The 9299-nt window shown below is 75.6% G+C and carries 6 protein-coding genes and 2 pseudogenes; 3 read left to right on the top strand and 5 right to left on the bottom strand.

The genetic code is table 11. The features are described from left to right. Both FOE67_RS08440 and FOE67_RS08445 read right to left on the bottom strand, forming a co-directional pair. Positions 1 to 893, bottom strand: a pseudogene (locus FOE67_RS08440) (phosphodiesterase); the annotation flags it as partial. A gap of 273 nt (positions 894 to 1166) precedes the next feature. Then, positions 1167 to 2105 carry a 2-hydroxyacid dehydrogenase gene (locus FOE67_RS08445; protein ID WP_182662088.1) on the bottom strand — a complete coding sequence of 313 codons (939 nt, stop codon included), beginning with the start codon at positions 2103 to 2105 and terminating at the stop codon, positions 1167 to 1169. Positions 2106 to 2442: 337 nt separating this feature from the next. On the opposite strand from FOE67_RS08445, the gene FOE67_RS08450 reads away from it, so the two are divergent. The 3 genes from FOE67_RS08450 to FOE67_RS08460 all read left to right on the top strand — a co-directional run bounded on the left by FOE67_RS08450 (position 2443) and on the right by FOE67_RS08460 (position 5228). Beyond that, entirely contained in the window at positions 2443 to 3450 is a 1008-nt protein-coding gene (locus tag FOE67_RS08450) for an aldo/keto reductase (protein WP_182662091.1), read from the top strand. A 197-nt stretch (positions 3451 to 3647) separates the two neighbouring features. Continuing rightward, positions 3648 to 4835, top strand: coding sequence for a PQQ-dependent sugar dehydrogenase (locus tag FOE67_RS08455; RefSeq protein WP_182662097.1), 1188 nt, complete (start codon positions 3648 to 3650; stop codon positions 4833 to 4835). 108 nt (positions 4836 to 4943) lie between these two features. Then, entirely contained in the window at positions 4944 to 5228 is a 285-nt protein-coding gene (locus FOE67_RS08460; protein WP_182662093.1) for a hypothetical protein, read from the top strand. 147 nt (positions 5229 to 5375) lie between these two features. On the opposite strand, the gene FOE67_RS08465 is transcribed toward FOE67_RS08460, so the two are convergent. The 3 genes and pseudogenes from FOE67_RS08465 to FOE67_RS08475 form a co-directional block, all read right to left on the bottom strand. Continuing rightward, positions 5376 to 8450, bottom strand: coding sequence for a helix-turn-helix transcriptional regulator (locus FOE67_RS08465; RefSeq protein ID WP_323384494.1), 3075 nt, complete (start codon positions 8448 to 8450; stop codon positions 5376 to 5378). Positions 8451 to 8578: 128 nt separating this feature from the next. Continuing rightward, the gene (locus FOE67_RS08470; protein ID WP_182662095.1) at positions 8579 to 8752 is read right to left on the bottom strand and encodes a hypothetical protein; all 174 of its coding nucleotides are present in this window, start codon (positions 8750 to 8752) and stop codon (positions 8579 to 8581) included. Positions 8753 to 8914: 162 nt separating this feature from the next. After that, positions 8915 to 9299: pseudogene (locus FOE67_RS08475) on the bottom strand (hypothetical protein); the annotation flags it as partial.

The raw sequence follows: 9299 nt of genomic DNA on the forward strand, positions 1-9299 counted from the left end.
AGAGCCAGGGCGGGGGGAGCGGCCCCGGTCCCCCGCCGGGGGACCTCCCCACCGGTCATCCAGGGGGCGCCGGCCAGGAGGAGGGACCCGGCGAACCATCCGGCGTCGAGCAGTTGACCGCTGCTGTACTGCTCCCGCAACAACGGCGAACCGAACAGGAAATCGCACAGCACGGTGAGGGCGAAGGCGCCGATCACCGTGTTGACGGCGGCCCGTTGCGCGGCCGAACGCCGGAGGTGCAGTACGAGCACCGTGCTGACGAGGACGATGTCCAGCAACGGATAGGCCAGGGCCAGCGCGGAGCGCAGCACCGACTCCCCGGCCGGCGGGGCGAGACGCGTGATCGCCAGGCTCCACGACAGGGTGAACAGGGACCCCGCCACCAACCAGGCGTCCAGGCCCAGGCAGAGCCAGCCGGCGGGACGGGAGGGGCGGCGGGCCAGCAGGAGCAGCCCGACCACCGCGCAGGGGGCGAAGAGCAGGAAGCACAGGTCCGCCGGCGAGGTGCGGGGCACCGGCTGGTCGAGGATCACCTCGTACCAGCCCCACACGCCGTTCCCCAGGGCGATCATCAGGGAGGAGAGACCGAAGAGCACCCAGGCGTGCCGGGACCCACCGGCCCGGGTACGGGCGTACCACAGGCAGGAGACACAGGCGGCCAGGGCGGCCAGGGCCAATCCGAAGTCCCCCATCACCAGGGCCAGGCGGGGCGACCCCCACCCGAGGCCGGCCCCGAGGGCGTACCCGGCGCAGAGCACGACGAGGGTGATCCGCAGGCGGGTCGGGGTGAGGAGGGCCGGCGAGGGACGGGCGGGCCTCCGACCGGGCACCGGGCCGCCTTCCCGGGCGGGCTCCCCCGCCCCCGGCGTCTCCCCGCGCGAGAGGGGGCTCATCGCCGCTCCGGCGCCCGGCGCGAAGGGCCGAACGGCGCCCGGGGCCCGCCGTGCCGACGGCGCCGAGTCGATTGCGTGTGGAAGTGGCACATGCGTGTGTCGCCCCCCTGTGATCCGGGCACCCCTTCACCCGAAGATACACCAGGACGATCACGCATCGACATGGATTCACGACGGAGAGTGACTCCGGGGGAGGGAAGGACCGCCGGGACCGCGGGGGCGACCCCTGCCGTCGAGCGGGCCCGTCCCGGGCCCGGGCCGCCCGCTCCCCGCCTACACCTCCGCGACGACGAACTCCGGCCGCTCCCCCGCCGCGAAGCGGGCCAACTGGCTCCTCAGCAACCGGTCCGCGCGCGGCCGGAAGGCCGAGGAGGCGCCGCCCACGTGCGGGGAGATCAGCACTCCCGGCGCCCGCCACAGCGGGTGGTCGGCGGGCAGCGGCTCCGGGTCGGTGACGTCCAGTGCGGCCCGCAGCCGCCCCCTGCCCAACTCGGCCAGGAGCGCGGCGGTGTCCACCACGGCGCCGCGTGCCACGTTGACCACCAGGGCGTCGTCCGGCAGGCGGGCCAGGAAGTCACCGTTCACCAGTCCGCGGGTGAGGTCGGTCAACGGGGTGCAGACCACCACGATCTCCGCCCGGGGCAACAACCCGTCGAGGTCGGCCACGGCGTGCACGGCACCGCGCGGGGAGGTGCGCGCGGTCGTCGCCACCCGGATCACCTCGGCGGGTTCGAAGGGAACCAGTCGTTCCTCCACCGCCCGACCGATGCCGCCGTACCCGAGGATCAGCACCGTGCGGTCGGCCAGCGAGGGGCGGAGCGCGGGTTCCCAGTCCCCCCGATCCGCGGACCGCACGGCCTCGGGTATGCCCCGCTGGGCGGCGAGGATCAACGCCAGGGCCAGTTCGGCGGTGCTGGTGTCGTGCAGGCCGCCCGCATTGCACAGCAGGGAGCCGGTGGGCATCAGGTCCAGCCCCGGCACCATGTGCTCCCACCCGGCGGTGAGGGTCTGCGCCACCCGCAGCCGGGACATCCGTTCCAGCGGGCGCAGCGCCGTGCGCTGCCCCTTCATGTAGGGCACGGCGTAGAAAACGCAGTCCGCGGGGTCCGCGGGGAACTCCTCCTCCCCGTTCCAGCGTCGATACCCCAGCGAGGCCGGAAGGCCCTCGATCTCGTCGGGCGGGAAGGGAAGCCACACGTCACCGGAAGTCATGGCCACAGGCTAGTGGCGCCCCGGGCGGGGTCCGCCGCGGTGCCCGGCACGGCACCGGCGATACCGCGCGGGGTCCGGTTCCCGTGCCGGACCGGGGTCGCGACGGAGCGGCCGGGGCCCGACCCGGCACCCTCGGCCGGGGACTCGGCGCTCCGAGCGGGGCCGCGCCGGATTCCGGCCGCCCGCGAACGCCGGAGTGGCAACGGCTACGTTGGTGCGCCACGGACACCGGCGACAGCCGGTGCGGGGAGGCGTCCGCCGCGACGGGTCGAGCCGGTCGCGCGGCGACCGCCCGGCACCGGCGACCGGGGACACGGGCGGAAGGGAGCGGCACCGGGTGCGGTACCGGACGGTGGGTTCGGGGGCGCTGCGGGTCGGGGCCATAGGTCTCGGCTGCATGCCCATGAGCTGGGGTTACACCGCCTCCGAGCGGAACGGTCGGGAGTCGTTGCGGGCTGTCCACGCCGCTTTGGACGAGGGCGCCACGCTGCTGGACACCGCCGATGTCTACGGACCCTTCACCAACGAGCTGCTGCTCGGTCGGGTACTGCGCGAGCGCCGCGCCGATGTCTTCGTGGCCACGAAGGTGGGCCTGCTGGTGGGCGAGCACCACATGGTGGCCAACGGCCGCCCCGGCCACGTCCGCCGGGCCTGTGACGCCTCCCTGCGCCGACTGCGGACGGACGTGATCGACCTGTACCAGCTGCACCGGCCCGACCCCGAGGTGCCGGTGGAGGAGACCTGGGGGGCGATGGCCGAGCTGGTGGCGGCCGGGAAGGTGCGCGCGCTGGGGGTGTGCGCGCCGGATCCGGCCTCCCCGGGCCGTCGGGGCGGGGGCGTGGCGGGTCGGCCGTACGCCGGGACCCTGGAGTTGCTGCGGCGGGTGCAACAGATCTTCCCGGTGAGCACCGTGCAGGCCGAGTTCTCCCTGTGGTCGCCGGGGGCGGGGGAGGCCCTGCTGCCGTGGTGCGAGGCGCGCGGGGTCGGGCTGCTGGCCTCGATGCCGCTGGGCAGCGGCTTCCTCACCGGCACCCTCACGCCGGGCGGTGGTTTCGAACCGGACGACCCGCGCGCCCACCACCCGCGTTTCACGGCCGAGATGATGGCGGCCAACCAGGTGCTGCCCGCCGGCCTGCGGCGGGTCGCCGAGCGGCACCCGGGTGCCACCGCCGCCGGGGTGGCGCTGGCCTGGCTGCTCACCCGGGGGCGGCACGTGATCCCCATCCCGGGGACGAAGAAGGAGCGCTGGGCGCGGGAGAACTGTCGGGCCGCGGGGTTGGAGCTGACCGGGGAGGACCTGAGGGAACTGGCCGAGCTGCCGGCGGCCCGGCAGTCCTGGAACTGACGGCGGCGGGACACCCCGCCGGGGCGCCGGGTCCCCCGACGCGGGGCCCGGATGTGGTGCCATGGAGGGACCGCCGAACGGGTGGGTCCGCCGGCCCCTTCGCCGCGACCCGGCTCCGGCCGGCGGGCGAGGAGATCGACGACGGAACGGCCGGCGCCGGACGTCCGGCCGCTCCGCCCCGGACGAGAGGTGTGATGATGCGAGGCCACCGGCAGCGGACCCGGACCCGACCCCGCGCGAAGGCGGCGATCGCCGTCGTCGCCGCCCTGGCGGTGGGGGCGACCGGCTGCGGGGCGGACGACGGACCGGACGACGCGCAGGCCCCCGACACCGGAACCGACGCCCCCGCCGATCCCCCCGCCGACGAGCCGGGGGACGGCGGGGAGGGCGCGGCGGCCCCCGGCCAGGGGTCGGTGGAGGTGGCCGGCCCGGTCGTCGAGGAACTGGACTCGCCGTGGGGGCTGGTCAAGCTCCCCGACGGCGACCTGCTGGTCGGCTCCCGGGACGAGGCGACCATCCTGCGGGTGGACACCGCCGAGGGGACGGCGGAGGAGGTGGCGAGCGTGCCTGACGTGGCCGCGGACGGCGAGGGAGGGCTGCTGGGGCTGGCGCTCTCCCCCGACGAGGAGTGGCTGTACGCCTATCACACCGCCCCCGGGGACAACCGGATCATCCGCATGCCGCTGGAGGACGGCACCCCCGGCGAGCCGGAGGTCGTGTTCGACGGCATCCCCCGGGACGCGACCATCCACCACGGCGGCGGCCTGGCCTTCGGCCCCGACGACATGCTCTACGCGGCGACCGGCGACGCCAACGAACCGGACCTGGCGCAGGACCCCGACTCCCTGGCGGGCAAGATCCTGCGGCTCACCCCCGAGGGCGAGCCGGCCCCCGACAACCCCGAGGAGGACTCCCCCGTCTGGTCCTCGGGCCACCGCAACGTGCAGGGCATGGCCTGGGACGACGAGGGCCGGATGTGGGCCACCGAGTTCGGCGCGAGCGACGTGGACGAACTGAACCTGATCGAGGCCGGGGAGAACTACGGCTGGCCGATGTTCGAGGGCAGCGGCGGCGCCGACGAGGGGTACGTCGACCCCGAGGTGGAGTGGCCGGTCGCGGAGGCCTCCCCCAGCGGGCTCGCCTTCCACAACGGGGCGCTGTGGATGGCGGCGCTGCGCGGGGAGCGGCTGTGGCGGATCCCGCTGGACGCGACGGGCACCGTCGGCGAGCCCGAGGCGTTCCTCCAGGGGGAGTACGGTCGACTGCGGAACGTCCTGGCCGTGCCGGACACGGAGGACGAACTGCTCCTCGTCACCAACGAGACCGACACCAGGGGTACCCCCGAGGCCGGTGACGACCGCATCCTGAGGTTGCGGGTGGAGTGACCCGGTGCGTCGGACCCGTGTCCGGCCCCGGGTGCCCGGCGGCTCCCCCCGCCGGCACGCCGGCACAGGGGTTCCGTCCGGAAGGACGGGCCGGAAAGGAGTACGGCGATGAGCGACGAGATCCACGGCACCACCGCGTGGGAGGCCCTGGCCTTCCAACGGGACGAGCACAAGGTCACCGAGAAGGAGCACACGATCTTCCTCGACCACAAGGAGGAGCGGGGTGTGGACCTGGACTCCGGGCGGGTCGTGATCGGCGATGCCGCCCTGCCCCCGGCCATCCTGCCGCCGGCCCTGCGGCTGGTGGACGAGGACGGCCGCGAGGTGGCCCTCGACGGCGGTGACGGCGACGGGAACGGCGACGGCGACGGGGAGGGCCCCTCCCCCTCCTGATCCCCGGGCCCCGGTCGGATCGGACGCCTCGCCGCCCGTTCCGACCGGGGCCCACCGCTGCGGCGCCGGACACTCCCCCGGTTCGGTCGGTTCGGTTGGTTCGCTCGGGTCCCCGACCCCGTCGGCGAACCCCGGCCGCCGCAGCGGTCAGGACGTCCCGGCCCCCTCGGCCGGCTCCACCAGTCGCAGCCGGTGGGCGAGGGCGGCGGCCTCGCCGCGCCCGCCCACCTCCAGCTTGGCGAGGATGTTCGAGACGTGGACGCTCGCCGTCTTGGGCGCGATGAACAGTTCGCCGGCGATCTGCCGGTTGGTGCGCCCGGCGGCCACCAGGGCCAGCACGTCCCGCTCCCGGGCGGTCAGCCCGAAGGCCGCCGCGCGGTCGGCGGGGGTCGCGGAGCCCGCGGCGGCGTCCCCTTCCCCGCCGTCGGTGGGCGCGTCCCCGGCGGGCCCCTCGCCGGGGAGGACCAGGCGGGCCGCGGCGGTCAGCCGGTCGACCCGGTCCGTCAGGGGCCGGGCCCCGAGGTCGACCGCCGTCGTCCGCGCCGCGGCCAGCAGGCCGACGGCGCGTTCGCGTTCCGTCGAACCGCCCGCGGAGAGCAGCGACTCGGCCCAGCGGATCCGGACCTCCGCCAGGCGGTGGGGCGTTCCCATCGGTTCCAGCGCGCGGGCCACCCGTTCCCAGTCGTCGGGGGTGTCCTCCCCGACCGCCCGGGCGAGCAGCACCCCGGTCAGACCGGCGAACGCCGCCCACATCGGCTCGGTCCGCGAGATGGCCGCCGAACCGGCGACGATCCGGGCCCGGGCCTCCGCCGCCCCGGCCGCGGAGGCGGGGTTCCCCCGCCCGTCCGCCTCCGCCGCCGCCGCGGTGAGCACCAGCTGGTGGGCGACGGCCTGGTAGAAGGGCATGGCCAGGTCGGCCGTTCGCTCCTCGAACAGCGTGCGGACCCGGGGCAGATCGCCCTCCGCCGCGGCGAGGGCGACGCGCAGTTCGGTGAGCGGCAGGAGGTACTGGGGCGCGAAGGCCGCCTCCCCGCTCCGGTCGATCTCCCGTCCGGCGCGCGCCTCGATGTCGGTCACCATCGCGTGCGCGTCCCCGACCCGCCCCCGGAGCAGCGCCAGGCGGGCCTCCAGGACCATGCCCATCAGGCCCGTGCGCAGATCGGGGTCCACCCGGTTCACCTCCCGGAGCATCTCCTCCGCCTCCGGCCAGCGGCCCACCTCGATGAGCACCGCGGCATGGTTGGTGGCCAGCCAGGTGTGCGCGATTTTCTCCAGTCCGAACCGCAGCGCCAGTTCCCGGCCCCGCTCGGCGGTTTCCGCCGCTTCCCCGAACCGGCCCAACAGGCCGAGGGTGGCGATGAGGTTGTTGAGGGTGCGTCCCAGCAGGTCGGTGTCCCCGCGCCGCACCACCCGATCCAGAACGGCCCGCATCTCCGCCACCGCGGAGGTTCCCTCCCCGACGCCGGTGCGGGCTCCGGCCAGGGTGAGCCTGGCGTAGAGCTCGGTGCTCTCCGCGCCCAGTTCGCGGGCGACGTCCACGGCGTGTTCGGCGACGGCCAGGCTCTCGGGTGTGTGGTCGTCGTCGGTGCGCTGTGCGGCGTCCAGGGCCAGGACCTGGGCGTGGACCACCGAGGGCGGCAGCCCCTCCAGCAGCTCGCGGGCCCGGCCGAGCAGTTCCCGGTCGGGCCCCCGGACCACGCCCTCGAACATCCGGGAGCGCTGCATGAGGAACCAGGCCGTGCGCAGCGGGTCGGAGTCGGCGAGCAACCGCAGGGCCCGCTTGCTCATCCGCCGGGCGACGTCCATCTGTTCGGAGAGCATCCCGGCCATGGTGGCCTCGGCCAACAGGTCCACCTGGTCGGCGGACGCCCCCTCCCGGGGCGGGTAGGCCCAGACGGGGCCGACCGGGCGCAACCCCGTCCGAACCTCCTCCGGCGCGGCGTCCCACAGTTCCAGGGCGCGCTCCAGCAGTCGCAACTGCTCGGCGTGGGCGTGCCGGCGACGGGCCCGGTCGGCGGCGTCCAGCACGGCGGGGAGGGCCCGGTCCGGGACCCCGGCGTGGTACCAGTAGCCGGCCAGACGGGCGGCGTGCTGGTCGCTCGGGACCAGCTGCGGGGCGCGCTCCAGCGCCTCGGCGTAGCGGCGGTTGATCCGCATCCGCTCGCCGGGCAGCAGGTCGTCCGCGACCGCCTCGCGCATGAGCGCGTGCCGGAAGCGGTAGGCGTCGGTCTCCTCGTCGGCGACCAGCAGGTGGCCGCCGACCGCCTCGCGCAGGGCCGCGTGCAGCTCGGGCTCGGGCAGGCCGGCCACGGCGGCCAACAGGCCGTGGCCGACGGTGGATCCGCCCACCGCGAGCAACCGCAGCACCTCCTGGGTGGTGTCGACCAACTGCTCCACGCGAACCAGCAGCAGGTCGCGCAGGGACTCGTTCATCCCCCGGCCGGAGCAGCAGCCGGTCAGCTCCTCGACGAAGAAGGGGTTGCCGCCGCTGCGTTCGAAAACGGTACGGGCCTGCCCGGGGGTGGGACGCTCACCGGTGATGCCGGCCATCTGCTCGGTGACCTCGTCCGCGGTGAGGCGGGGCAGGTCGATCCGGTGGACGGTGCGGGAGCGTTCCAGTTCGGCGAGGAAGGGGCGCAGGGGGTGGCGGCGGTGGATGTCGTCGGTGCGGTAGGTGGCCACGAGCATCAGGCCGGCCTCCCGCACGGAGCGGTGGAGGTAGTCGAGGAGTTCCCGGGTGGAGCGGTCGGACCAGTGCAGGTCCTCCAGGACCACGACCAGGGGCCGGTCGGCGGCCAGGTTCTCCAACAGTCGGGCGCCGGCCTCGAAGAGGCGGGCGCGGTCCCCGGCGTCGCCGGGGCGGTGGGCCTCGGCGCCCTCGCCCAGCTCCGGCAGCAGCGCCGAGAGACCGGCGCCGGGCGGGGCGGCGGCCGGGAGTTCGTCGCCGAGCCGGCGGTGCAGGGAGCGCAGGGCGGCGGAGACGGGGGCGAAGGGCAGGCCGTCGGCACCGAGTTCGACGCAGCCGCCGACGGCGGTCAGCACCCCGCTCTCCTCCGCGCGGGCGGTGAACTCCTCCACCAGGCGGGTCTTGCCCACCCCGGCCTCACCGCCGATGAGGTGGGCGGAGGGCTCGCCCGCGCGTGCGCGGTCGAGCCCTCGGTGGAGTTCGGCGAGTTGGGGGGCACGCCCGATGAGGACCGGGCTGACGTGGCGGGTTTGCACGTCACCGAGAATCACACGGGCGCACGGGTCGGCGACAGGGGTTTTCGCCGCCGGCTCCGGCCCCGGTCCCCCGGGGGCCTCCCCGACCGGGGCCGGGACGGCCGGCGGGTGGGGCCGGGACACCGGGGTCAGGCCGCGGTGGTGTACGAGGTGCCCCCGGTGCGGGAGGTGCCGGTGTCGGCGGTCCCCGCACCGTTGTCGGAGCCCTCCCGGCGGGTGGCGGCCTTCCGGCCACGACGGGCGGCGGCGACCTCGCGGCGCAGATCGGCGACGCGGTGCTGGTGCAGGCGGTACTCGAACATGTGTCCTCCCCCGGACGGTGCGGCGGGCCGGCGCCCCGATGCGCCGCAGCCCTGCCGACACTCACTCTTCCGGGTAAGGGGGGTGCGCCACATCGGGCACCTGCCCCATCCCGGGTCCACCCGGGGCCTTATGGCCAGGGGCCCGGGATCCGGTCGGGGTCCTTACCCGGGGCCTCCGGGGTAAGGCCCCGGGTGGACCCGGGAGTGGCACGGTGGGTCCGACAGGCCCTCGGCGATGGTGAGGGGTGCCCTGCGGATCGAGGAGACGAGCGGTTCCCCGGACCCGTCGACCTCCCGCGCGTGGTGTTCCACGGCGGCCCGCAGGGCTTCGTTGATCATCGCGACCCCGGCGCGGATCCGCAGCGGGTCGACCGGCTCGCCGAGGCGTTCGGCGCGCTCGGTCGGGGCCCGGGCGAAGATCTCCTCCGCCTCGTCGTGCGCCCGGAGTCGGACCGCGCGCGGCCCCGGTGCGGTGCGGGTGAACCGGACGAGGGCGAGGACGTCCTCCTCTCCGCCCCGGGCCCCGGCGGGAGCCCGACGCCCGCCC

It is taken from the genome of Streptomyces calidiresistens, assembly GCF_014141525.1.
GTDB lineage: Bacteria > Actinomycetota > Actinomycetes > Streptomycetales > Streptomycetaceae > Streptomyces > Streptomyces calidiresistens.

What these genes read in the sequence shown, in the direction of transcription:
- FOE67_RS08445 (WP_182662088.1), bottom strand. Translation starts at nt 2,105, where the DNA reads ATGACTTCCGGTGACGTGTGGCTTCCCTTCCCGCCCGACGAGATCGAG.
- FOE67_RS08455 (WP_182662097.1), top strand. Translation starts at nt 3,648, where the DNA reads ATGCGAGGCCACCGGCAGCGGACCCGGACCCGACCCCGCGCGAAGGCG.
- FOE67_RS08460 (WP_182662093.1), top strand. Translation starts at nt 4,944, where the DNA reads ATGAGCGACGAGATCCACGGCACCACCGCGTGGGAGGCCCTGGCCTTC.
- FOE67_RS08470 (WP_182662095.1), bottom strand. Translation starts at nt 8,752, where the DNA reads ATGTTCGAGTACCGCCTGCACCAGCACCGCGTCGCCGATCTGCGCCGC.